Origin of the sequence: Streptomyces sp. NBC_00454, from assembly GCF_041434015.1 — a bacterium.
GTDB lineage: Bacteria > Actinomycetota > Actinomycetes > Streptomycetales > Streptomycetaceae > Streptomyces.
In genome coordinates, this window is the sequence record NZ_CP107907.1 from 3540904 (window position 1) to 3563758 (window position 22855).

At 71.4% G+C, this 22855-nt stretch carries 26 protein-coding genes; 8 read left to right on the forward strand and 18 right to left on the reverse strand.

The annotated features are described in order from the left end of the window. Nucleotides 1-48: 48 nt before the first annotated feature. Together phoU and OHU74_RS16395 are read left to right on the forward strand one after the other, a co-directional pair. Complete coding sequence (phoU, locus tag OHU74_RS16390; RefSeq protein WP_030858619.1) at nt 49-726, forward strand: phosphate signaling complex protein PhoU; 678 nt, start codon at nt 49-51, stop codon at nt 724-726. Between the two features lie 156 nt (nt 727-882). Beyond that, complete coding sequence (locus tag OHU74_RS16395; RefSeq protein ID WP_330297176.1) at nt 883-1035, forward strand: hypothetical protein; 153 nt, start codon at nt 883-885, stop codon at nt 1033-1035. A 148-nt stretch (nt 1036-1183) separates the two neighbouring features. Here the strand turns inward: OHU74_RS16395 and OHU74_RS16400 are convergent, their stop codons facing one another. The 3 genes from OHU74_RS16400 to OHU74_RS16410 all read right to left on the reverse strand — a co-directional run bounded on the left by OHU74_RS16400 (nt 1184) and on the right by OHU74_RS16410 (nt 3404). Further along, nucleotides 1184-1654 (reverse strand): hypothetical protein, encoded by a 471-nt coding sequence (locus tag OHU74_RS16400; RefSeq protein WP_371616605.1) that lies wholly within the window; start codon nt 1652-1654, stop codon nt 1184-1186. Nucleotides 1655-1722: 68 nt separating this feature from the next. Then, complete coding sequence (locus OHU74_RS16405; RefSeq protein WP_371616606.1) at nt 1723-2427, reverse strand: hypothetical protein; 705 nt, start codon at nt 2425-2427, stop codon at nt 1723-1725. Nucleotides 2428-2642: 215 nt separating this feature from the next. Continuing rightward, entirely contained in the window at nt 2643-3404 is a 762-nt protein-coding gene (locus tag OHU74_RS16410) for a phosphoglyceromutase (RefSeq protein ID WP_371616607.1), read from the reverse strand. A 207-nt stretch (nt 3405-3611) separates the two neighbouring features. On the opposite strand from OHU74_RS16410, the gene OHU74_RS16415 reads away from it, so the two are divergent. Then, entirely contained in the window at nt 3612-4895 is a 1284-nt protein-coding gene (locus OHU74_RS16415; protein WP_371616608.1) for an MDR family MFS transporter, read from the forward strand. Here OHU74_RS16415 and OHU74_RS16420 read toward each other — a convergent pair. Together OHU74_RS16420 and mshA are read right to left on the reverse strand one after the other, a co-directional pair. After that, the gene (locus OHU74_RS16420) at nt 4882-5376 is read right to left on the reverse strand and encodes a YbjN domain-containing protein (protein WP_371616609.1); all 495 of its coding nucleotides are present in this window, start codon (nt 5374-5376) and stop codon (nt 4882-4884) included. The genes OHU74_RS16415 and OHU74_RS16420 overlap by 14 nt on opposite strands. Beyond that, the gene (gene mshA, locus OHU74_RS16425; protein ID WP_371616610.1) at nt 5369-6763 is read right to left on the reverse strand and encodes a D-inositol-3-phosphate glycosyltransferase; all 1395 of its coding nucleotides are present in this window, start codon (nt 6761-6763) and stop codon (nt 5369-5371) included. Before mshA ends, OHU74_RS16420 begins: the two co-directional genes overlap by 8 nt. A gap of 164 nt (nt 6764-6927) precedes the next feature. Between mshA and OHU74_RS16430 the strand changes: the two genes are divergently transcribed. The 3 genes from OHU74_RS16430 (at nt 6928) to OHU74_RS16440 (ending at nt 10751) form a co-directional block, all read left to right on the forward strand. After that, nucleotides 6928-7749, forward strand: a complete 822-nt coding sequence (locus tag OHU74_RS16430; RefSeq protein WP_371616611.1) for a class I SAM-dependent methyltransferase — start codon at nt 6928-6930, stop codon at nt 7747-7749. Nucleotides 7750-7911: 162 nt separating this feature from the next. Beyond that, nucleotides 7912-8961, forward strand: coding sequence for an NlpC/P60 family protein (locus OHU74_RS16435; protein WP_371616612.1), 1050 nt, complete (start codon nt 7912-7914; stop codon nt 8959-8961). Between the two features lie 488 nt (nt 8962-9449). Next, nucleotides 9450-10751: a PP2C family protein-serine/threonine phosphatase gene (locus tag OHU74_RS16440; RefSeq protein ID WP_371616613.1), complete on the forward strand. Its 1302-nt coding sequence runs from the start codon at nt 9450-9452 to the stop codon at nt 10749-10751. A 53-nt stretch (nt 10752-10804) separates the two neighbouring features. On the opposite strand, the gene OHU74_RS16445 is transcribed toward OHU74_RS16440, so the two are convergent. The 7 genes from OHU74_RS16445 to OHU74_RS16475 all read right to left on the reverse strand — a co-directional run bounded on the left by OHU74_RS16445 (nt 10805) and on the right by OHU74_RS16475 (nt 15835). Continuing rightward, nucleotides 10805-11143 carry a DUF2516 family protein gene (locus OHU74_RS16445; protein ID WP_371616614.1) on the reverse strand — a complete coding sequence of 113 codons (339 nt, stop codon included), beginning with the start codon at nt 11141-11143 and terminating at the stop codon, nt 10805-10807. A gap of 147 nt (nt 11144-11290) precedes the next feature. Then, complete coding sequence (locus OHU74_RS16450) at nt 11291-11854, reverse strand: hypothetical protein (RefSeq protein ID WP_371616615.1); 564 nt, start codon at nt 11852-11854, stop codon at nt 11291-11293. Between the two features lie 25 nt (nt 11855-11879). Then, nucleotides 11880-12305: a helix-turn-helix domain-containing protein gene (locus tag OHU74_RS16455; RefSeq protein ID WP_371616616.1), complete on the reverse strand. Its 426-nt coding sequence runs from the start codon at nt 12303-12305 to the stop codon at nt 11880-11882. 70 nt (nt 12306-12375) lie between these two features. Then, nucleotides 12376-12972, reverse strand: coding sequence for a hypothetical protein (locus OHU74_RS16460; protein ID WP_371616617.1), 597 nt, complete (start codon nt 12970-12972; stop codon nt 12376-12378). 28 nt (nt 12973-13000) lie between these two features. Next, on the reverse strand, nt 13001-13768 hold the full coding sequence (locus OHU74_RS16465) for a putative protein N(5)-glutamine methyltransferase (protein ID WP_371616618.1): 768 nt from the start codon (nt 13766-13768) through the stop codon (nt 13001-13003). A gap of 85 nt (nt 13769-13853) precedes the next feature. Next, a complete protein-coding gene (locus tag OHU74_RS16470; protein ID WP_371616619.1) occupies nt 13854-15110 on the reverse strand; it encodes a GNAT family N-acetyltransferase in 1257 nt (418 codons plus the stop codon). Nucleotides 15111-15208: 98 nt separating this feature from the next. Next, nucleotides 15209-15835: an AmfC protein gene (locus OHU74_RS16475; RefSeq protein WP_371616620.1), complete on the reverse strand. Its 627-nt coding sequence runs from the start codon at nt 15833-15835 to the stop codon at nt 15209-15211. 132 nt (nt 15836-15967) lie between these two features. On the opposite strand from OHU74_RS16475, the gene dtd reads away from it, so the two are divergent. Next, the gene (dtd, locus tag OHU74_RS16480; RefSeq protein ID WP_136213713.1) at nt 15968-16393 is read left to right on the forward strand and encodes a D-aminoacyl-tRNA deacylase; all 426 of its coding nucleotides are present in this window, start codon (nt 15968-15970) and stop codon (nt 16391-16393) included. 11 nt (nt 16394-16404) lie between these two features. Here the strand turns inward: dtd and OHU74_RS16485 are convergent, their stop codons facing one another. Beyond that, entirely contained in the window at nt 16405-17373 is a 969-nt protein-coding gene (locus tag OHU74_RS16485; protein ID WP_371616621.1) for a folate-binding protein YgfZ, read from the reverse strand. A 57-nt stretch (nt 17374-17430) separates the two neighbouring features. Continuing rightward, entirely contained in the window at nt 17431-17877 is a 447-nt protein-coding gene (locus OHU74_RS16490) for a Fur family transcriptional regulator (protein ID WP_371619708.1), read from the reverse strand. Nucleotides 17878-18493: 616 nt separating this feature from the next. Here OHU74_RS16490 and OHU74_RS16495 point away from each other — a divergent pair. After that, a complete protein-coding gene (locus OHU74_RS16495) occupies nt 18494-19189 on the forward strand; it encodes a glycoside hydrolase domain-containing protein (RefSeq protein WP_371619709.1) in 696 nt (231 codons plus the stop codon). Between the two features lie 76 nt (nt 19190-19265). On the opposite strand, the gene OHU74_RS16500 is transcribed toward OHU74_RS16495, so the two are convergent. From OHU74_RS16500 to OHU74_RS16515, 4 genes are all read right to left on the reverse strand, one after another. After that, nucleotides 19266-19838, reverse strand: coding sequence for an FABP family protein (locus OHU74_RS16500; RefSeq protein ID WP_371616622.1), 573 nt, complete (start codon nt 19836-19838; stop codon nt 19266-19268). Between the two features lie 276 nt (nt 19839-20114). Further along, on the reverse strand, nt 20115-21125 hold the full coding sequence (locus OHU74_RS16505) for a hypothetical protein (RefSeq protein WP_371616623.1): 1011 nt from the start codon (nt 21123-21125) through the stop codon (nt 20115-20117). Further along, on the reverse strand, nt 21122-21976 hold the full coding sequence (locus OHU74_RS16510; RefSeq protein WP_371616624.1) for a hypothetical protein: 855 nt from the start codon (nt 21974-21976) through the stop codon (nt 21122-21124). Before OHU74_RS16510 ends, OHU74_RS16505 begins: the two co-directional genes overlap by 4 nt. Continuing rightward, on the reverse strand, nt 21973-22776 hold the full coding sequence (locus OHU74_RS16515; protein ID WP_371616625.1) for a hypothetical protein: 804 nt from the start codon (nt 22774-22776) through the stop codon (nt 21973-21975). The genes OHU74_RS16510 and OHU74_RS16515 overlap by 4 nt, the downstream gene beginning before the upstream one ends. Nucleotides 22777-22855: the final 79 nt, after the last annotated feature.

The window sequence follows — 22855 nt, forward strand, 5'->3', positions numbered from 1 at the left end:
CCGCCCCGGGCAGTACCGCAGTAGTAGGTCGAGAGAGGGACACGAGACATGCGTGACGCGTACCACGAGGAACTGGACTCGATCGGAGAAGGCCTGGTCGAGATGGCCCGGCTGGTCGGTTCCGCCATCGGGCGGGCCACGACCTCCATGCTCGACGCCGACCTGAAGCTCGCCGAGAGCGTCATCGCGGCGGACCAGAAGGTCGACGACCTCCAGCACGACCTGGAGGCCCGTGCCATCGCGCTGCTCGCGCGCCAGCAGCCGGTCGCCACCGACCTGCGCATCGTCGTCACCTCGCTGCGCATGAGTGCCGACCTGGAGCGCTCCGGCGACCTGGCCCAGCACGTGGCCAAGCTCGCCCGGCTGCGGTTCCCGGACACCGCGGTCCCGCGCGACCTGCACGCCACCATCCTGGAGATGGGGCAGCTGGCGCAGCGCCTGATGGCGAAGGCCGCCGAGGTCATCATCACGAAGGACGTCGACCTGGCACTCCAGCTGGAGCAGGACGACGACGAGATGGACCAGCTGCACCGCACGCTGTTCCAGCACCTGATGGACGACCGCTGGAAGCACGGCATCGAGACGGCGGTCGACGTGACGCTGCTGGGCCGCTACTACGAGCGCTTCGCGGACCACGCGGTATCGGTCGCCAAGCGCGTCGTCTACCTGGTGACGGGCGAGCACGCGGACGAGCTCCAGGCGCCGACGCAGGTCGAAGGCGTCTGAGACGCGACGGGTCCGGATCGGGCGGGACCGGTCGGCGACAGCCGGGATCGGTCGGGGATCGGTCGGGATCAACAACGAGCCCCCAATGCGCCGTTGACGCACGGGTTCGGCTGGGCATGAATGAGGTCGAAGGCACAACGCCTACGAGGAGGATCCATGCCCGATTCCCCCGTCCCCATCACGCCGGGAGCGGAAGCACAGCCCCAGCCGACGGAAGTCCTGCGGCTCCCGCTGCTGGCGGCCTGCGGCTGCGGCTCGGGCTGCGGCTGCGGCTGCCAGTCCGGCGCCCCCTGCCAGTGCGGCGGCTGACCGCCTCCGCCCGGCTCGACGCACCCCGATGGGCCCCGCCCGACAGACGTCAGCCGGGGCCCTTCGCGATCCGTCCGTCCATCGGTCCGCCCATCGGTCCGTCCATCGGTCCGTCCGTCCGCGCAGGATCGCCGAGCGCCAGGTCGTCTCAGAGCTGCCGCTTGGCGGCGGCGACGAGGTCGCGGATTCCCTCTCGGGTGGAGCCTCGACGGATCTCGAACTCCTCCCGGCTCTCCGTCCTGTGCACGACCCCGATCTCGGAGAACAGCGCCTGCGCCCGCGCGCTCAGCGCCTCGTCGCCGGTGAGCATCTGCAGCCGGAACAGGGCCTCTTGGGCTTCGGAGCGCAGGTCGTGGGAGCGCGCGTTGACCACGACCGGGTCCTCGTACCCCCCGTACGGCTGCTGGTACGTGCAGAACCACAGGTGGACGAGGGTGCGCCGGAAGTTCACGAGCGCCCCGGCGTACGAGGTGTAGGCGTCGAGCCGTTCCTGGCGCAGCTTCTCCGACCGGGTGAACTCGTGCCCCCGGTCGGCCACGCGCTGCTGGAACGCGAAGGTGACCCCCGACCCGAGCAGCGTCCCAAGGACGGCTATCGCGCTGGCGATGATGGCTTCCACCCCGCCACCCGACCACGCCGGGGGCCCGGCCACAAGCCCCCTTGGCGACGGCAAAACGCCATGCATGCCTAGCCGTTGTTGTTCCCGATGTCCCCGTTGTCGTTCCCGCTCACGCTGTTGTTGTTCCCGATGTCTCCGTTGTTGTTCCCACTGCCGTTGCCGGTGGTGCCACACAGGTCGTTGGCGTTGTTGTGCGTACAACCATCGTTGCTGTTCCCGTTACCGCTGTTCTTGTTCCCGCTGCCACTGCCGTTGCCGGTGGTGCCACACCACTCGTTGGCGTTGTTGTGCGTACAACCATCGTTGCTGTTCCCGTTACCGCTGTTCTTGTTCCCGCTGCCACTGCCGTTGCCGGTGGGGTTACACCTATTGCTGGCGTTGTTGTACACACAACCACCGTTGCCGTTCCCGTTACCGCTGTTCTTGTTCCCGCTACCACTGCCGTTGCCGGTGGGGTTACACCTATTGCTGGCGTTGTTGTACACACAACCACCGTTGCCGTTCCCGTTCCCGTTGCCGTTGCCCTTGCCGTTGCCGTTGCCGTTGCCCTTGCCGTTGCCGTTCCCGGTGCCGTTGCCGTTGCCGTTGCCGGTGGGGTTACAGCTGTTGCTGGCGTTGTTGTACACACAACCACCGCTGTCAGCAGGCGCCGTCGCGTGGGTTGCCGTAGTCGTCGGGGTGGCGAAGGCGGCGGAGGGCCACAGGGCACCTGCCGCCGCCAAGAGAGCCGATGCGGTCAGCAGCGCCGCATGCTTTGCGTGCTTGTGAGGCATGACTATTCCTTTCCCGTGGCTATAGCCCTGCCGGTGGGCGGCATCCAGGGAGGCCCGGCCTCTGGAGCTCTATTTCGGCATTGTGCCTCGCCGCAGCGGGGGATACATCGGGTGAACACCCCAGATTTCACCGCGCCACACCACCCATGGGCCCGGGGCACGAAAACGCCCCCGATCGGCGCCATGAGCGCAGGTCGGGGGCGTGATCGCTGTTCCTACTTCTTCTTGCCCTGGTTCTTGACGGCCTCGATGGCGGCCGCGGCGGCGTCCGGGTCGAGGTAGGTGCCGCCCGGGTTGAGGGGCTTGAAGTTGGCGTCCAGCTCGTAGGAGAGCGGGATGCCGGTCGGGATGTTCAGGCCCGCGATGTCGGCGTCGGAGACGCCGTCGAGGTGCTTGACCAGGGCGCGCAGGGAGTTGCCGTGCGCGGCGACCAGGACGGTGTGGCCATCGAGGAGGTCCGGGACGATCGAGTCGTACCAGTACGGGAGCATGCGGACGACGACGTCCTTGAGGCACTCGGTCCGCGGGCGCAGCTCCGGCGGGATCGAGGCGTAGCGCGGGTCCTCGGACTGCGAGAACTCCGTACCGTCTTCGAGCGCCGGCGGCGGGGTGTCGTACGAGCGGCGCCACAGCATGAACTGCTCCTCGCCGAACTCGGCGAGGGTCTGGGCCTTGTCCTTGCCCTGCAGGGCGCCGTAGTGGCGCTCGTTCAGGCGCCAGGAGCGGTGGACCGGGATCCAGTGGCGGTCGGCGGCCTCGAGCGCCATCTGCGCGGTGCGGATCGCGCGCTTCTGGAGCGAGGTGTGCACGACGTCGGGGAGCAGGCCGGCGTCCTTGAGCAGCTCACCGCCGCGGATCGCCTCCTTCTCGCCCTTCTCGTTGAGATTGACGTCCACCCAGCCGGTGAACAGGTTCTTCGCGTTCCATTCGCTCTCGCCGTGGCGGAGGAGGATCAGCTTGTACGGTGCGTCGGCCATGCGTACGAGCCTAATGGACACACCCGGCCCCTCGCGCGCGGTGTGTACGGCGTGCGGAGGGCCCGCGCGGGGGTCCCGGAGGGGTGCCGCAAAGGTCCCGATTGACGGCGGCCGTCAATCCAGTGGCCCTGGGCGACACCCGTCCGTAGGGTCCGAACGGGTAGGGGGACACTTACACCGCCAGGGGGATTCCTTATGTCCGTTGCCATGTCCGTTGCCGGTTTGAAACGGGCCGCTCGCGAGAGCGTGTCCGGTCTGCCGCGCGAGTTCTGGTGGCTGTGGACGAGCACGCTGGTCAACCGGCTCGGGGCCTTCGTCGCCACATTCATGACTTTGTACCTGACCCTGGAACGGGGCTATTCGGCCTCGTTCGTGGGACTTGTGGTGGCGCTCCACGGCCTCGGCGGTGTGGTGTCCTCGCTCGTCGCGGGCGTGTTGACGGACCGGCTCGGCCGGCGGCCCACGCTGATGGCGGCGCAGGTCTCGACCGCGTTCTCGGTGGCGCTGCTCGGGTTCATGGAACACCCGGCGGCGATCGCGGCGGTGGCGCTGCTGGTCGGCGTCACCTCGAACGCCTCGCGCCCGGCGGTGCAGGCGATGATGGCGGACATCGTCCGCCCCGAGGACCAGGTACGGGCCTTCGCGCTGAACTACTGGGCCATCAACCTCGGGTTCGCCGTCAGTGCGACGGTGGCGGGCTTCGTCGCCGAGTACAGCTACCTGGCCGGGTTCCTCGGCGAGGCCGCCATGACCCTGGCGTGCGCGGTGCTCGTGTACGTCAAGCTGCCCGAGTCGCGGCCGGTGAGGACCGAGGCGGAGAAGGCCGCTGCCGAGCCGGAGGTCGGGCTCGGTACGGTGCTGCGCGACGGCCGCTTCATGGGTGTGGTCGGGCTGTCGTTCCTGATCTCACTGATCTTCATGCAGGGGTCGTTCGGGCTGCCGCTCGCGATGGGCGAGGCCGGTTTCTCCACCGCCGACTACGGCCTGGTCATCTCCGTCAACGGCCTGCTGATCGTGCTGCTGCAGATCCCCGTCGCCCGTTTCGTCGAGCACCGCGATCCGCAGAAGCTGCTGGTGATCTCGGCGTTGCTGGCCGGGTACGGGTTCGGGCTGACGGCCTTCGGCGGTTCGGTGTGGAGCCTGGCGCTGACCGTCTGCGTGTGGACGGTGGCCGAGATCATCAACTCGCCGACCCAGATGGCCCTGGTCGCGCGGCTCTCCCCGCTGCACGGGCGCGGCCGCTACCAGGGCATGTACACGCTGTCCTGGGCGGGGGCCTCGCTGGTCGCCCCGCTGATGGCGGGCTTCGCGCTCCAGCACTTCGGCGCGGCCTGGCTCTGGGGCTCGACGGCGGTGCTGGGCACGGTGGCGGCGGCGGGCTACTGGCTGCTGATGCGGGGACTCACCGAGGAGGACGCCGAGGTTGCGGCGGCTCCGGCCTCTGAGCAGCCGGCCTCTGAGAATCCGGCCGCCGCGCCTACGGCCGCGTGAGGTGTTTGAAGGCGTCCAGGTTGTAGGTCGGTTCGCCCCGCGAGACCCGCCATTCGTACTCCCGCCGGATGGCACTGGCGAAGCCCAGCTCCAGCAGCGTGTTGAAGGCGCCGTCCGCCGCCTCCAGGACCGTGCCGAGCAGCCGGTCCAGATCGTCCGGGGTGATCACGGACAGGGGGAGGCGGGCCGTCAGGTAGACGTCGCCGAGCGCGTCGACCGCGTAGGACAGGCCGTACAGCTTGAGGTTGCGCTCCAGCAGCCAGCGGTGGACGCCCGCCTCGTTCTCGTCCGGGTGACGGATGACGAAGGCGTTGACCGACAGGGAGTGCTTGCCGACCTTGAGCGAGCAGGTGGTGCTCAGCTTGCGGGTGCCGGGGAGCTGGACGACGTAGGAGCCGGGTGAGGGGCTCTCCCAGCTCAGTTCCGCGCCGGTCAGGGCCGCCTCGACGATCGCGGCGGGGTCGGTTTCAGCGTCAGCCATGGTGGGAGCGTACGTGACGGCGGTGATCGTGCATGGCCGCGGTGTAGACGTCCGCGGTGCCGCTCGCGGCGGTGTCCCAGCCGAAGAACTGCGCGTGCCGCGCCGCCGCCGCGCCCATCCGGTCCGAGAGGCCGGGCTCCTGCACGAAGCGCCGTAGCTCGCGGGCGTAGTCCACCGGATCGTGCCCGGGTACGAGGATGCCCGTCACCCCGTCGTTGACGGCGACCGGCAGCCCGCCGACGGCGGCCGCCAGTACGGGGGTGCCGGTGGCCTGGGCCTCTATGGCGACGAGCCCGAAGGACTCGCTGTAGGAGGGCATGACCAGCACGGACGCCGCCCGGAACCAGTCCGCGAGCGCGTCCTGCGCCACCGGCGGGTGGAAGTGCACGAGGTCGGTGATGCCGAGCTTCGCGGCGAGCTTCTGCAGCCCCTCCGGCTTCGCGAGCCCGCTGCCGCTGGGCCCGCCGACGACCGGCACGAAGAGGCGGCTGCGCAGGGCCGGATCCCGGTCCACCAGCTCGGCCACGGCGCGCAGCAGGATGTCGGGGGCCTTGAGCGGCTGGATGCGGCCTGCGAAGAGCGGGATGACGGCGTCCTGCGGCAGCCCGAGGCGGGCGCGGGCGGCGGCGCGACCGTCGGCGACGGTGAAACGGTCGAGGTTCACGCCGGGGTGGACGACGGCGACCTTGCCGGGGTCGGCCTCGTAGTACCGGACGAGCTCGTCGGCCTCCTCCGCGGTGTTCGCGATGAGGCGGTCGGCGGCGGCCACGATCTGCGTCTCGCCGATGACGCGGGCGGCGGGCTCGGGGGTGTCGCCCTCGGCGAGCGCGGCGTTCTTGACCTTGGCCATGGTGTGCATGGCGTGCACGAGCGGCACGCCCCAGCGTTCGGCGGCGAGCCAGCCGACGTGGCCGGAGAGCCAGTAGTGGGAGTGGACGAGGTCGTAGTAGCCGGGGCGGTGGCCCGCCCAGGCCTGCATCACGCCGTGCGTGAAGGCGCAGAGCTGGGCCGGCAGCTCCTCCTTGGCGAGGCCCTCGTACGGGCCCGCGTCCACGTGCCGTACGAGGACTCCGGGCGCGAGCTCGACCACGGGCGGCAGACCGCCGGTGGTGGCCCGGGTGAAGATCTCGACCTCGATGTTGATCGCGGCGAGGCGCTTGGCGAGCTCGACGATGTACACGTTCATACCGCCGGCGTCGCCCGTGCCGGGCTGGTGCAGCGGTGAGGTGTGCACGCTGAGCATGGCTACGCGGCGCGGCTTGCGGTGGCCGCCGACGGCGGCGGGCAGGCGCAGGCGCGGCGGGTCGTGGCGGGTGGCGGAGCGGCCCGCGGCCGCGGCGAGCCGGCCGCCGATGCTGCCGCCGAGGCGGGACACGTACTGACTCAAGGGAGCAGTTCCTCTCGCTCGGACGGCATGGCGCGGGGAGCGCGGTCGGCGCTCTTCTAGGAGTGCAACCCGGATGGCGGCGTCCCGCATTCCGGGGACGGCGGTTTTCCTGGCCCGTTTGCCTGATATTTATCGGGCGGGAGCCCTCCGCTTACTCTCTGCACATGGCCTCCCGCTCCACCCCGCCCGCTTCCCCTCCCCCGCGCCGTCCCGTCGGCACGGTGACGCGCGGCACGACGAACCCCAACCGCCTGCGCCGCATGGACCGCTGGATCGCGGCCACGCACGGGGCGGTACTGCGGCGCGCGGACGCCCCCGTGGCGGTGGACCTCGGCTACGGGGCCGCGCCCTGGACCGCGGTGGAACTGCTGGCGCGGCTGCGGGAGGCGGCTCCGCGGGTGCGGGTGGTCGGCATCGAGATCGAACCGGCGCGGGTCGCGGGCGCGAAGCCGTACGAGCGGGAGGGCTTGAGCTTCCGGCACGGCGGCTTCGAGGTGCCCCTGGAGGGCGGGGTCCGGCCGACGCTGATCCGCGCGGCGAACGTGCTGCGCCAGTACGACGAGCAGCAGGTCGCGGAGGTCTGGGAGCGACTGTGTTCCCGGCTGGCCCCCGACGGGCTGCTGGTCGAGGGGACCTGCGACGAGATCGGGCGGCGCCACGTATGGGTCGCACTGGGGCCCGAGGGGGCGCGCACGGTGACCTTCGCGACCCGGCTCGGCTCCCTGGAGCGCCCCTCGGACCTGGCGGAACGGCTCCCGAAGGCGCTGATCCACCGGAACGTTCCGGGCGAGCCGGTGCACGCGTTCCTGCGCGACTTCGACCGGGCGTGGGCGGCGGCCGCGCCCTACGCCTCGTACGGGGCGCGGCAGCGCTGGATCCGGACGGCGCGGGCGCTGTCCGGGGACTGGCCGCTCGCGGACGGCCCGGTTCGGTGGCGTCAGGGGGAACTCACGGTGCGGTGGGAAGCGTTGAGGCCGGTGGGATGAAGGGGTGCGGGTGGGTGTCGGCGGGGTCCGTGATGTCCGGGGGGTGACGGGGACGGATCGGGTGGATATCCACAAGGGTGTTGGAATTCACCGACTCATGGCACCATCCCGAAGGCAGTGACAAGTTACTGACGATTAATCATTTCGGTGTCTGGGGGGACCATGAGGAAGCAGCGGCGGGGTTCGATCGCCCTCACTCTGCTGTGCGCGATGGCACTGCTGACCGCGCCCGGCCTCGCGGCCGGCACGGCGTTCGCGGCGCCCGAGCCGCAGGCGGGCAAGTCCCTGGAGCAGGTCCGCAAGGAAATAGAGGACCTCTACCGCGCGGCCGGCACCGCCACCGACGCCTACAACCTCGCGGAGAGCGAGACCAAAACCCAGTCCGCGAAGATCGTCGAGATCGCGAAGCTGGTCGTCGCCGGCAACGACCGCATCGAGACCCTCAAGAGCCGCGCGGGCGCGGCCGCCCGCGCCCAGTACCGCTCGGGCGGGCTGCCGCCGAGCGCCCAACTGGCCCTGAGCAACAACCCGGTGCAGTTCCTGGACGGGGCGGACCGGCTGCGCCAGGGCGAGAAGGCCACCTCGGACCTGCTCTCCGAACTGAACCGGACCCAGAGCGACTTGCGGCAGTACGCGAAGGACGCGAGCGCGCACTGGGAGACGCTGGAGGCCAACCGGGTCAAGCAGGAGGCCTCCAAGAAGGAGATCGAGCAGAAGATCAAGGCCGCGGAGGAGCTGGAGAGCAAGCTGGAGGCCGAACAGAAGGCCAAGCTGCTCCAGCTGGAGATGGAAGCCCAGTACAAGGCGCAGACGGCGTGGCTGTCCTCGGGCGCGCTGAAGGACGCCACGGGCGCGGCCACCTCGGAGGCCGGCAAGAAGGCCGTGGCCTTCGCGGTCGCGCAGATGGGCAAGCCGTACGTGTGGGGCGCGGTGGGCCCCGAGTCGTACGACTGCTCCGGCCTGACCTCGCAGGCATGGCTGGCGGCGGGCAAGGCGATCCCGCGCACCTCGCAGGAACAGCTGCGGCTGCCGAAGGTGGCGATCAAGGACATGCGCCCCGGTGACCTGATCATCTACTTCGACGACGCGACCCATGTCGGCATGTACGTCGGCGACGGCGCGATCATCCACGCCCCCCGCCCCGGCCGCAACGTCACCATGACGGGCGCGGGCTCCATGCCCATCAAGGCCGTGGTCCGCCCGGACGCGTAGCCCTTGCGGGCGGACAGGCGGACGGGCGGGGCGCGGGGCTGCGGGCCGCGGGCGGTCTGCTGTGGGCCGCGGGCCGTCTGCTGTGGGCCTCGGGCCGTCTGCTGTGGGCCTCGGGCTGGGGCAGACAGGGCGGACGGCGAGCGGCTGGCGACCGCGGCCTTCGGCGGGCGGGTCGCTGCGGCCGACAGGCCCTCGGCCCTCGGCTGTGGGCCGCCTGCGGCAGGCGGCCGACAGGCCCACAGCCCACGTACAACGGCCTCAGGCCGCGCACCGCCGGCGGCCGGGCCCCGGCCCGGCGGCAACGTCTCGCTGGGCGGGACGCCCACCACCACCGCCGTGACGTTGGTCATTCGGCGACGCGGACTTTCCCCCGCGATAACCGCATATGACAGAGCCACGCACCGGGCCCGCCATTCCGCTCGCACCATCCCGCCCGCTAGGGTCGCCCGGACGAGCGCACCCCAAGGGTCGGGAAGGAACCGGAGACGATGCCCGCACCCGTACCCACGCCCGCACCCGTACCGCGGCAGAGGGACACCTCACCCGCCGAAGGCGGCCCCGGCACCGGCAGCCTCTACGGCCAGGCCTCCCTCACCCTGCTGGTGATCGAGGACGACCCCGCCGGCGGCCTCACCGTCCCCGAGATCCTCGACGTGGACGGCCACCGCATCCGGCTGCGCAGCGCCCGCAACCTCACCGAGGCCACCCGCCTGCTCACCCCGGACGTGAACTGCGTCCTCCTCGACCTCGCCCTCCCCCACAGCGCCTCCGGCTCGGGCTCCACCAGCGGCTCCACCAGCGGCTCCGCCCCCGTCGACCCCCTCGCCGCCCTCCGCCAGGTGCTCCGCATCGCGCCCCGGCACGCCGTCCTGGTCCTCACCTCCGAGGAGGACGCGGAGCGCGCCGCGGAGGCCGTACGCGTAGGGGCCCAGGACTTCCTCTTCCGCGACGAGCTCGACGGCCGGCTCCTCAGCCGCGCCATCCGCTACGCGGTGGAGCGCAAACGGGCCGACATCGCCCAGTACAAGCTTGCAGAATCGAAACTGCGGGCCCAGGAGAACGCCCGCCTGGAGCGCGGGCTGCTCCCGCACCCGCTCCTGGAGGGCTCCGACCTCCGCTTCGCCGCCCGCTACCGCCCCGGCCGCAGCCGCGCACTGCTCGGCGGGGACTTCTACGACACCGTCCGCACCCCCGACGGCACCGTCCACGCGATGATCGGCGACGTCTGCGGCCACGGCCCGGACGAGGCCGCCCTCGGCGTCGAGCTGCGCATCGCCTGGCGCGCGCTGACCCTGGCCGGACTGTGCGGCGACGACCTGCTGGCCACCCTCCAGGAGGTGCTCGAAGTCGAGCGGCCCAACGAGGAGATCTTCGCGACCCTGTGCACGGTGGACATCGCCCCGGACGGCCGCCGCGCGGGCCTGTGCCTGGCCGGCCATCCGGCGCCCCTGATATCCCGGCCGGGCCGCCCCGCGCGACTGCTCCCGTACGACGACAGCGGCCCGGCGCTCGGTCTGCTGCCCCGGGCCCGCTGGCCCCGCCGCCAGGTCGAACTGGGCGGCTCGTGGAGCCTGATGCTCTACACCGACGGGCTGATCGAGGGCCGGATCGGCAAGGGCAAGGAACGCCTCGGGCAGGACGGCATGGTCGAGATGATCAACCGCCACCTGGACTCCGGGCTCAGCGGCGAAGGCCTGCTGGAGGCCTCGGTCACCGAGGCCCGCCGCCTCAACGGCGGGGAACTGACGGACGACGTGGCCGTCGTCCTGCTCTCACGCAGCGAAGCCTGAAACGCGCGAAGCCTGCGACGCGCGATCTCCGAGACGCGCGAAGTCCGAGACGTTCACCGGCCGCCGTTGTAGGGCCCGTACGGCCCGTCGCTGCTGCTGCCACCGCTGCGCCGCCCGCCGCCCGACACCTGCTTGAGGGCGGGGCGCACGTCGACGAAGAACACGATGCTGGCGACGAGGCCGGCGATCTCCAGGAAGAGCATGCCGAGGAAGAAGTCCACGAGGACGGTGATCCCGAGGATGACCAGCCAGAAGGTCTTGGTCTGCTTGTCGGCCGCCCGGTACGCGTCCTCGCGCGCCATCAGCGCGAACACGAAGGCCACGACGGCGAGCCCGAGCATGGCGAACCCGAGCAACGGGAGCACTCCGTTATCGAAACCGTTCATCAACATCGCCTGACCGCCTTCTCATGCTTCGCACGCTGCACGCCGCAGCCGGATGCCGCCCTGCCTCCACGCTACCGGCAGAGCCCTCTTCGCAAACACCAACGGACCGGACACCCCTCGGGTGCCCGGTCCGCCGCAGTGTTCTCGGCGTTCTCAGCTCTCGTCCGCCGACGCGGCGGCGGCCTTCTTGGCCGTGGCCTTGCGCGCGGCGGGCTTCTTCGCCGGGGGCTGCTCGGCGGTGACCGGCTCGGCCGCCACCTCACCCTCGGTGCCGGCCTCGGTCTCCGGCTCCACGACGACCGCGATGTCGACGATCTCCTCCGCGACCTCGCCGCGCCAGGCACGCACGGCCTGCTCGCCGTGCTCGGCGACCTTGTCGTAGGCCTCCTTGGCCTTGACCGCGTACTCCGCGGCCACGCCGACACCGCGCAGCGCCAGGTCCTGGGCGGTCTCCCCGAGCTTCTTCGGGTCGATCGAGCCGAGCACCTCGGCGACCTTGGCGCTGACCGCCTCCTGGGCCTCCTTGGCCTTCTCCTGCACGACCTTCGGGTCGGTGTTGCGCACGGCCTCGATGCGGCCGGGGGCCTCGGCGCGCAGCTGCTCGATGAGACCGGGCACCTTCTTGGCCTGCTGCACGGCGAGGTCGGCGGTGCCGGCGGCGAAGTAGAGCGGGGTCGGGTCGGTGAGGGTCTTCTTCAGGTCATCGGCGATGGCCATGTGCTGGTCCTCCCGGATCACAGTCTCAGTTCGTATGGTGCGTCTCTGTATGCGAATCGGCATCGGCGCCCGCTGCGGCCGCGTCGCCGGCAGCGGCCTCCGCCGCGGCGGCGTTCTCCTTGCGGAAGGACTCGTAGACCTGGAGCAGCACGTTCTTCTGCTGCTCGCTGATCGACGGATCGGCGAGGATCGCGGCCCTCGTCTCCACCTCGTCGCGGTCCCGCTCGTCCAGGATCCCGGCCTGCACGTACAGCGTCTCCGCGGAGATCCGCAGCGCCTTGGCGAGCTGCTGCAGGATGTCCGCGCTCGGCTTGCGCAGCCCGCGCTCGATCTGACTGAGGTACGGATTCGACACCCCCGCCGCATCGGCCAGCTGCCGCAGCGAAAGCTGCGCCTGCCGCCGTTGCTCACGCAGGTATTCGCCGAGGTTTCCGACGTTGAGCGATGCCATGCCCCGATCCTGCCGCACCTTGCTAACTATTGCAAGCAGCTGCTTGCAATAACTCCCACCCTCGGTCGTCTCAGTCCTCGAAGTCGAACTCCGGGCGGGTCCAGAGGGTGAGGTCGCTGCTGGTGGCCACCGCCAGGGTGCGGCCGGAGGGGGAGAAGCCGGTGGCGCGGAGTTCCGAGTACTGGGAGTGGAAGACGTGCCACCACGCCCCTCCCGCCGGCCCCTTGTACGGCGCCCCGCCGTAGGCGGAGAGGATCACGCGGTCGTGGGGCCACTCGGGGCTGACGACGTCCAGGGTCCAGCCGTCCGGCGCGGTGCGGTGCAGGCCGCCGCCGAAGAGCCCGGCGATGTGGACCCGGGCGCCCTCGATCGGGCCGAGCCCGGGGCAGGTGAGGTCCGGCGCCGCGTCGGGAGTGCTGGTGTCGGGGTCGGGATCCCGGTCGCGGGCGATCTTCTCGCCGGTGACCGCGTCGAAGAGTCCGTGGCCGTCACTCGACACGACCATGACCAGGTCGTGCCCGCTGTCGGGGTGGACGGCGAAGCCGATGCCGAGCAGGCCCCCGATGGGGGTCTCCCGGTCCAGCACCGGCCGCCACGGCTCCGGGGCCGCCACGACGGCGGCGGCGAGGTAGCGCTCGCGCAGCTGCTGCTGGTACTCCGTGATCAAGTCGTCTCCTCGTGCGGCTCGGGCACCGCTACGCCGTCGCGATGACCACCGTCGCGTAATACTCCTCCGAGGTCACCGCCCGTACCGCCAGGCCCTGCGCCGACAGGGCCGACGCCGTGACCGGGGACTGGCGGGTGCTCGTCTCGATCAGGAGCCGGCCGCCCGGGGCGAGCCAGGGCAGGGCGCCCGCCGCCACCCGGCGGTGGATGTCCAGGCCGTCCGTGCCGCCGTCGAGGGAGACCGGCGGTTCGTGCTCGCGGGCCTCCGCCGGGAGCAGGCCGATTTCGGAGGTCGGCACGTAGGGGGCGTTGACCACCAGGATGTCCACCCGGCCCCGCAGCAAGGCGGGAAGCGGGGAGTACAAGTCGCCCTCCCAGACCTGCCCGCCGTACGGGGCCACGTTGCGGCGGGCGTACGCCAGCGCGGCCGGGTCGATGTCCGCCGCGTGCAGTTCGGCGCCCGGCACCTGCGCGGCCACCGCCGCGCCCAGCGCGCCGACCCCGCAGCACAGGTCCACGACCACCGCGCCCGGGCGGGCCAGCGCCACCGCCTCCTGGGCCAGGAACTCGCTGCGCCTGCGCGGTACGAAGGCACCCTCGCCGACCTCCATGCGCAGACCGCAGAACTCCGCCCAGCCGACGACGTGTTCCAGCGGCTCCCCCGCCACCCGCCGGGCCACCAGCACGGCCAGCTGTGCCTCGTCCTCGGCGGCCGCCGTCAGCAGCTCCGCCTCCTCCTCCGCGAAGACGCAGCCGGCCGCGCGCAGGAGTTCCACCAGTGTTGCCATCTCGTCCATTGCCTCCGTGGCCTTGTTGCCCAACCCGACATAAGTCTCGACCCCCCGGGCGTACCCCGGCCGCGCCCCCCGCCCCGCCGCCCGCTCAGAAGACGTCCGGGCACCACGGACGGCGCGGCGTGCGGAACACCGCGTCCGCCAGCGCCAGTGCCCCGGCGGACTCCGCGAGCTCGGTGATCTCGCCGAGCGCCGCCAGCCGCACGGCCGACTCCTCGCCGAGGTACAGCGCCCCCAGCGTGCTCACGTCGAGGCGCAGATCGGCCGGCTCGTCCGTCCGTACGCAGTCCCCCGCGCCCGCGTCCAGCCGGTAGCGGCCGTCCGCCAGTCCCGCCCGGTCGGTGACCTCCAGTACGAGGATCCCCGGCACGGCGTACGTCCTCGCGCGCAGGGCCCGTTCGACGTCCAGCAGCCGCACCCACAGCCAGTCCGCTGCCGTCATGACCCGGGCGGCGCGCACGTCGGGCAGCAGCCGGGCGACGAGGTCGTCGGGGGCGCGGAAGCCGGTGCGGACCTTGAGCACCCAGTCGATGGAGCACAGGAAGTGCCACAGCGCCCGCTCGGCTTCCGGGGTGGCGGCGAGGAAGTCCCTGACCTGCACGGTGTACAGCGGGACCTTGGCGTCCGTCCAGTTCTCGTCCGTGGCGTAGGTGACCAGTCCGGCCACCTCGCCCTCCGCCGTCCGGTACACCGCCTGGAACTTCTCCTTGTACGGGCGATGCGACCACTCCTCGGCCCCGGTGGTCAGCCGCCACCAGCGCTCGTCGCGGCGGATCGCCCCGGGCGTGGCCGCGCGCAGCCGCTCGTGGAGCGCCGGGCCCACCTCCCGCACCTCGGCCGGCTCCACCAGGTCGACCCGCCCGCCCGCGAGCGGCACCGGCCGGCGGATGTCGATTCCGGTGCGCGGTACGTCGATCTCCCATTCCGAGACGGAGGTCGCGGGCCCGTACCCGTACCGCCCGTAGATCGGGTACTCGGCGGCGATCAGCATCGCCAGGACGTCGCCGCGCGCCTTGGCCTCGGCCAGTTCGACGGCCATCATCCGGGTCAGCAGCCCCTGGCGGCGGTGCGTGGGCAGCACGGTGACGTTCGAGACGGCGCTCACCGGGACGAACGCCCCGCCCGGCACCGTCAGTTCCTGCGAGAAGGACCGGAAGGTGGCCACGCACCGGCCGGTTCGGGGGTCGAAGGCTCCCAGATGTCGGGCCAGGCCCGGGGCCTCGTTCGCGACGCACTGCGCCACGTCTTCGGCAGTCGGGCGGCCGGGGCGCAGGAACCCGGTGTTCAGCGCCCCCAGCCAGTCGGAGACTTCGGATTCGGTGATGGGCCGGACGTCAGCACTCATAACAGGCCACGCTAATCGGCGGACCCGCGCCCGTCGCCCGGATTTCCGCCAGCCCGATTTCCGTCCGCTCGAGTTCCGTCCGCCCGGTCTCCGCCCCCTCAGGCGAGCAGGTCGTCCACCTGTGCCTCGCCGTCCCGGTAGCGCCGGGTGATCTCCGTGCTGCAGTCGTCCACCGTGCGCTGGAGCTGCTGGCGGCGCCGCGAGACCTGCTGCTCGTAGCGCACCAGCCGGGCCAGGCCCTCGTGGAGCTCCTCGTCGGTGCGGGCGCCGAGGTCCGACAGCTCGATGTTGGACAGCATCTCGGCGGCCAGCAGCCGGTACTCCTCGCTGTGCGGGGTGCCCAGCGTGACGTGCCGGGCGGAGGCGCTGCGGCTGGACGGGGCGTCCGCGAGGATCTCCGACAGCCGGTCCACCACCGGCGCCTCGGGATCCGTACGACGCGCGAGCTCGGCGCGCAGGATGTCGATGCGGCCCTGGAGCAGGCGCCGTACGTAGCTCAGGTCGGCCTCGTCGCGCTGCGCGTCGCGGCGCAGCGCGCGCAGCTCCGGCAGGCCCAGCGCGGTGTTCGGCGTGGCCGCGGCCACCTCTCCGGGGCCGGATCCGGTGCCCGTGCGCTGCGCGGGCGGGCGCAGCACGGGCATGTCCGCGGTATCCGCGGACGCGGCGGATGCGGCAGGCACAGCGGGTGCAGCGGGTGCAGGTGCGGAGGTACCAGAGATGTTCATACGTTCGTATCCGTCCCCTCGACCGGTGCTGGGGGCACCGCCTGCGTGCATGGTGCCACTCTCCGTGGTGCCGATGCAGTCCCACTCCACCCGATCGGCCCCGGACGGGTGCACGCCTGGTACACAGGTGGTATGCGAGCAGTGGTGCAGAGGGTGGACGGCGCGAGCGTCGTGGTGGCCGGCGAGACCGTCGGGGAGATCGTCGGAGAGGGGCTGTGCGTCCTGGTGGGGGTGACCCACGACGACACCCCGGAGAAGGCGGCGCTGCTGGCGCGCAAGCTGTGGTCGGTGCGGATCCTGGAGGCCGAGAAGTCCTGCAGTGACGTGAACGCGCCGCTGCTGGTGATCTCCCAGTTCACCCTCTACGGAGACGCCCGCAAGGGCCGCCGCCCCACCTGGAACGCGGCCGCGCCCGGCCCGGTCGCCGAGCCGCTCGTGGACGAGGTCGTGGCGCAGCTGCGGGCGCTGGGCGCGACGGTGGAGACGGGCCGGTTCGGTGCGGACATGCGCGTCTCGCTGACCAACCACGGCCCGTTCACCATCGTCATCGACATCTAGGCCTGCGGGACTTACGGCGCTACGACGACCTCCTGCGCGGCGGCCGTCTTGCCGACCAGCAGCGGCGCGTCCACCGGAACGTTCCGCTTGACCAGCGCGAGCGCGATCGGCCCGAGCTCGTGGTGGCGGACCGCGGTGGTCACGAAGCCCAGCTGGCGGCCCTCCTCCCCGTCCGCGGCCAGCCGTACGGGCGTTCCGTGCGCCGGGAGCAGCACCTCGGAGCCGTCCAGGTGCAGGAAGACCAGGCGGCGCGGCGGCTTCCCCAGGTTGTGGACGCGGGCCACCGTCTCCTGGCCGCGGTAGCAGCCCTTCTGAAGGTGCACGGCGGTGCCGATCCAGCCCAACTCGTGCGGGATGGTGCGGTGGTCGGTCTCCAGACCGAGCCGCGGCCGGTGCGCCTCGACGCGCAGGGCCTCGTAGGCGAGCAGTCCGACGGCCGGGCCGTGGGCGGCGGCGAAGGCCTCCAGCTCGGCGCGGGGCAGGAAGACGTCACGGCCGTACGCGGTCTCCCGTACGGCCACCTTCTCGGGCACCTCGGCGATGGCTCCGGCCGGCAGGTACACGACGGCGAACTCGGCCGTGGCATCGGCGACTTCGACGCGGTAGAAGAACTTCATCGACTCCAGGTAGCCGATGAGCTCCTCCTGGGTGCCGGGCTCGACGTGCATCCACGTCGTCGTCCCGTCGTCGACGAGGTAGAGCGCGTGCTCGATGTGGCCGTTGGCGGAGAGGATCAGCGCCTCGGTGGCCTGGCCCGCCGGAAGCTCGGTGACGTGCTGAGTGATCAGCAGGTGCAGCCAGCTGAGCCGGTCCGGGCCGGTGACGGTGACGACCCCGCGGTGGGAGAGGTCCACGAAGCCGCGGCCGTCGGCGAGGGTGCGCTGTTCGCCGTACAGCTCGCCGTAGTGGGCGGCGACGCCCTCGTCGCGGCCTTCGGCCTGTACGGCGCCGGGGAGATGGAGCAAAGGGCTGCTGGTCATGCCACCAGCCTACGACCCTGCCCGCCGGGCTCCCAGGCCGTCTCCCGCGAAGCGCTTCTACGCCACCGCGTCGCGGTGCTTGGCGGCGCACTTCTTGCAGAGGCCGAAGATCGCGAAGTGCTTCATGTCGGTCTCGAAGCCGAAGGTGTCGCGGAGTTTGGCCGTGAACTCGGCCGCGATGTCCACGTCCGCCTCGATGACGCCGGTGCAGTCGCGGCAGACCAGGTGGATGTGGTGGTGCCGGTCGGCGAGGTGGTAGGTGGGGGCCCCGTGTCCCAGGTGGGCGTGCGAGACCAGCTTCAGCTCCTCCAGGAGCTCCAGCGTGCGGTAGACCGTGGAGATGTTGACCCCGGAGGCCGTCTTGCGGACCTCGGCGAGGATCTCGTCCGGGGTGGCGTGCTCCAGGGCGTCCACGGCTTCGAGCACCAGCTGGCGCTGCGGGGTGAGCCGGTATCCGCGCTGGCGCAGATCGCTCTTCCAGTCGCCGCCCTCGGCTCCGGTGATGCCGTCCGCTCCGGTGATGCCGTCCGCCTGGGCCGCGCCGTCCTTGCCGACCGCCCGGGCCGCGCGGGCCTTGCCGACCGTGCCGGCCGTGCTGTCGCTGCTGTCCGTGGTCGCCACCCGCCCAGTGTAGGCCTCGGCCCCGGTCACCCCAACTGTCCGCACGTCCGGACCGGATGATAGGCATGCGTCGCGATCTCCAGGAGTTCAGCCTCCGCCCCCTCCCTTGTCCTGCCCGGTAAGGAACCCGAACCCCGTGCCCCTGCCCCGCCAGCTCACCCGCCAGCGTCTCCTCGCCGTCATACCCGTCCTCACCGCGGGGACCCTGCTGCTGAGCGGCTGCGGCAAGCCCGCCGGTGAACCCCGTACCCCCGCCGCGGCGGCCGGACAGGCATCCGGCGACGCCCCGGCCGCCGCCTCCGCCCCGGGAACGGCTTCCGCCTCCCCCTCGCCGTCCGGGTCCGGGTCCCCCTCCCCGTCCGCCTCGGCTTCGGCCTCCGCCTCCGCGTCCGCGTCGGGCACCGCCGCCGCGCCCGCGCCCGGCGGCTCCAAGGCCCCGGGTGCGAACGCCCCCGCGGGCGCCCCGGCCGGCACCTCCTCGGGCGGCGTCTTCACCGGCCTGGCCTTCGACACCTGCACCGCGCCGCCCGCCTCCACGATGAACGCCTGGCGCGGCACCTCCCCGTACGGGGCCGTCGCTGTCTACGTCGGCGGCAAGAACCGCGGCTGCGCGCAGCCGCAGCTCACCGCCTCCTGGGTGAGCACCGTCAGCGCCGCCGGCTGGAAGCTGATCCCGCTCTACGTCGGCGCGCAGCCGCCCTGCCAGACCGGCTCCAGCCCGGAGAAGATCACCGCAGCCACCGCGCAGTCGCTGGGCACGGCCGACGGCGCGGACGCGGCCGCCAAGGCCTCCGCGCTGGGCATGCGGGCGGGCAGCACGCTGTACCTGGACATGGAGGCGTACAACACCGCCGACACCGCCTGCGCGGACGCGGTGCTCACCTACACCAAGGCCTTCGACCGGGCCGTGAAGGCGAAGGCCTACCGCCCCGGCTTCTACGGGTTCGCCTCCTCCAGCGCCGCCGGCATCGCCAAGGCGGCCGAGCGCGGCGAGGCCGATCTGCCCGAGGCCCTCTGGTACGCCAAGTACGACGGCGCCGCCGACACCACCGGAAGCTGGCCGTACTCCGGCGGCCTGTTCACCGGCCACCGGCGCGGCCACCAGTACCAGGTCAACCAGCGCGAAACCTTCGGCGGCGCCACCCTGACCGTCGACCGCAACGCCTGGGACGGCCCGGTCGCGATCACCGGCTGACAGGCCACATGGCAGGAGCCCCCGGCAGCAAAGGCTGCCGGGGGCTCCTGCACGTCCGACCGAGTCGGAACGCGGCCTAGCGGAAGAAGGCGATGCCGTCGTCCGGCATGTCCGGAAGGTTGCGCGCCATCTCGGCGACCTCTTCCGGGGTGACGACCTTCTTCAGCTGCGCCGACTTGTACGGGCGCAGCTCCACCTCCGGGGTGGCCTTCTCGCCGACCCACATCAGGTCGCCCTTGACGTAGCCGTAGAGCCGCTTGCCGCCGCTGTGCGGACGGGAGGAGGCGGTGCGCGCCACCGCGTCGGTGACCACGTCGATCTGCGGCTTCTGGTCGGCGAGGTCGCCGTACCAGATCTCCACGACGCCCTGGTCGCGGACCATGACGATCTCGACCTTGCGCTGGCTGTCGATGCGCCAGTAGCCGGACTCGGACTCCAGCGGCCGCACCTTGTTGCCCTCGGCGTCGAGGACCCAGCTGTGCGAGTGGTACTCCAGGAAGTCCCGGCCGTCGTGGCTGAAGACCACTTCCTGGCCGAAGTTGCACTTCTCCTCACCGGGGAAGTCAAAGACTCCTGCGCCTTCCCAGTTGCCGAGGAGGAAGGCGAGGGGGACGAGGCTCGGGTTCAGGTCCGACGGGATCTGGATCATTTTGGCTGCTCAGGCGATCTCTGGGAGGGGTTGCGGTGTCCGGGGCGGGCGGCGGCCGATCAGAAGATCAGCGCTGGCCCTGGTACAGCTTCTTCACGGCCAGTCCGGAGAAGGCGAGAACGCCGACGCAGACCAGGATCAGCAGGGAAGTGAAGACTGCCTCAAGCACGGGGTGCTCCTCGGAGTGTGGTGGCGGCATTACGGGGCCGGTCCCCAAGCCTACTGGCCTGGGGACCGGTGCACTCTGTGAGGTAGCCCGTACGACGGGCGCCCGCGCTAGCCGAGCAGCTGGTGCTGGAGGATCACGGTCTGGTGGAAGGGAACGGTGGCCACCTCGCCCTTGCGGGTCTGGAGGATGACGGCCTGGATGTCGCCGGACTGGATGCAGCCCGCCTTGACCTGCTCGTCACCGACCGGCTTCGACTCTGCGAAGAGCGAGACGAAGTTGATGGGCGGCGCGGACTGGCCCGTCTTGCCCTTGTTCCAGTCCAGGTCCGAGCTCATGAGCTTGACGCCGTTCAGCTTCATGTCGCGGCCGCAGCCCTTGAAGGTGTCCACGAAGCCCGAGGCGTGGAACCGCAGCAGGTAGACACGGGTGAGGGTGCCGTCCGGGGTGGTCCAGCCGCGGCCGACGATCTGGCGCAGTCCCTCGTTGGTGAACTGATCCTTCATCTTCTCGCGCGCCGAGGCCTCGTACTCCTCCAGGAAGGTGTCCACGGACACCACCCCGTCCTTCTCCAGCTTCAGCTTGGAGTCAGGGGTCGAACCGGTGGGGGCCGGGAGGAGCAGCTCGGTGAGGCCCGCGTAGTGGATGCCGTTCGGGTTGTCCTTGGCGAACGGCAGGGCGGCGCCCTGCGGCAACGCGGGCTTGGCCAGCGCCGGGTAGGTCCAGCGGCCGTCGGCCTTGGTGGACAGACCCGGAATGTCGGTGCGCGCGGGCTGGGTGACCCCGTACGCGACTCCCGTGCCGACGGCGCCGAAGACCAGTACGGCCGCGGTCCAGCGGAGCGCGGCGAACAGCTTGCGCCGGTCCTTGGGCGCGGCCGGGACCTCCGGGGCGGCGAAGGGATTGGCCGCGAGCGGGTCGGCTGCGAAGGCCTCGGCCTGCGCGTCCCCGTCCACAGGGGCCTCCGCGACGGCCGGGGCCGCCCACTGCTCGGGCACGGAGTCCTGGACCTCCCCCGCCGGGGCCGCGGCCTGGGCGGGCACGGTGGCCGGCGCCACGGGCTGCGGCGCGGCGTCCTCGGGAGGCACCGGCGCGGCTTCGGTGGTGTTCTGCTCGGTCACGCGGACTCCCCGGGGGACTTCAGGTGGCTCAACTGGTTCTTGAAGAACTGGACGGCATCGGAGTTCGAGAAGGGATTGGCCCCGTAGGCGCGGAAGGTGACCATCACATCACCCTCGACTGCCACGCAGTCGATCGAGTCGATCTTCTCCTTCTTCTCCTCGCCGATCGCCAGCAGCGAGCACTTGGCGTCCGGGAAGCCGTCCACCTTCGGTGCTTCGCGGCCGTCACCCGTGAGTTCGAGGAACTTCTTGCTGATTTCGGAGAACTTGCCCACGGCTCCGGGATCGGCCTGCATGATGCGGACCTCGACGACGGAGTGGGCGCCCTCCTTGACGTAGCTGCGGCCGGCCAGGCCCTTGAGCTTCATCTCGGCCAGCATCTCGTCGCGCTTCTTGCGGTCGGAGCTGGACAGGCCGCCGCGGGCTTCCTTGAAGCCCTCGACCGCCTTCTCGCCCGAGACGAAGAAGTTGTTGCCGTCCTGCTCCAGGTCCGGGCCCAGCGAGAATCCGGACGGGACCGGCAGCAGCTTGCCCGATAGGGCGTTGGCCGGCACGGAACCGGGCTCGGCGGGCTTCTCGTACCGCTCGCCCTGGGGAACCCAGTAAGCGGTGGGCGCGTCCCGGTCGGCGTCCGCGATGGCGGCGGACGCCCAGACGCCACCGCCCACGAGGGCGGCCACGGCCACGACACCGGCGACCAGGGCGACCGCCTTGCGGTTGACCTTGCGCGCGGGCTTCACCGGAGCGACGGGGTACGGGTCCGGGTACTGCAGCTCGGGAGCTGCGACCGCCTCGGCCGGAGCCTGACCCTCGGCCGGGACCGGGGTCACATCGTTCTGCGGCTCGGTCACAGTCGCTCCAGCTGTCGCTTGGCCAGGTCCATGACGTCGCTCTCGGCGACGTTGCCCCGGTTGTTCACATAGTGGATGTCGAAAACGATGTCACCGCGACGGGCGATGGCCCGGCCGGAGCGCATCGGGAGGTACCCCGGCTTCTCGTCGGCCTCCGAGTCCACCCAAACGTGCCCGAGGTCCGAGGGGAGACCCGGAATGGCCATGCCGCTGTTGCCCGCGTACTTCTTCTCGGGCATGTAGCCGGACTGGCCGGTCTGGTAGTCCTCGGCCCCGTCGCGGTCGTTGAACTGCAGCAGCTGGACGCTGACGAAGGTGCTGTCGCCCTCCGTCCAGCTCGCCGACGCGAGCCGGCGGACCTTGCTCATGACGAGGTTGCGCAGCATGTGGTCCGGCTCTTCGAACTCCGTCGCGACGGAGTCGATGGTGTCGTAGCCCGAGGCGCCGGCCTTCGCCCCGCCCGGTGCCTCGATCAGCAGCTTCGCGAGGTCGTCGTCCGTCTTGTTCCAGCGGTTGGCGTTGATCGTCTTGTTCGTGGTGGCGTCGTCGGGCGCCAGCGCCTTCGGGGACACCAGGTGCGCCTGCGCCAGCGGTGCCAGCGGGGTCGGTTCGCGGTCGTACTGGATCGCGTAACCCGTGATCGTGCCCGCCAGGACGCCGAGGACGGCTGCGCCCGCGATCAGGAGGACCGTGCGGCCGCGGCGGCGGCGGGGACCGGGCCGAGCGGCGTCGGGAGTGCCCTGTTCCAGGGCGGTCTCCTCCTGTTTCCGCTGCTCAGGGATGGTCTGTTCGTGTTCCAAAGGGAGTCCCCCCACAGGACTGGAGGCGCGATCGGTGCACCGCGCACACAGAGGACACCTTGCTGTGGAGAGATGTTGT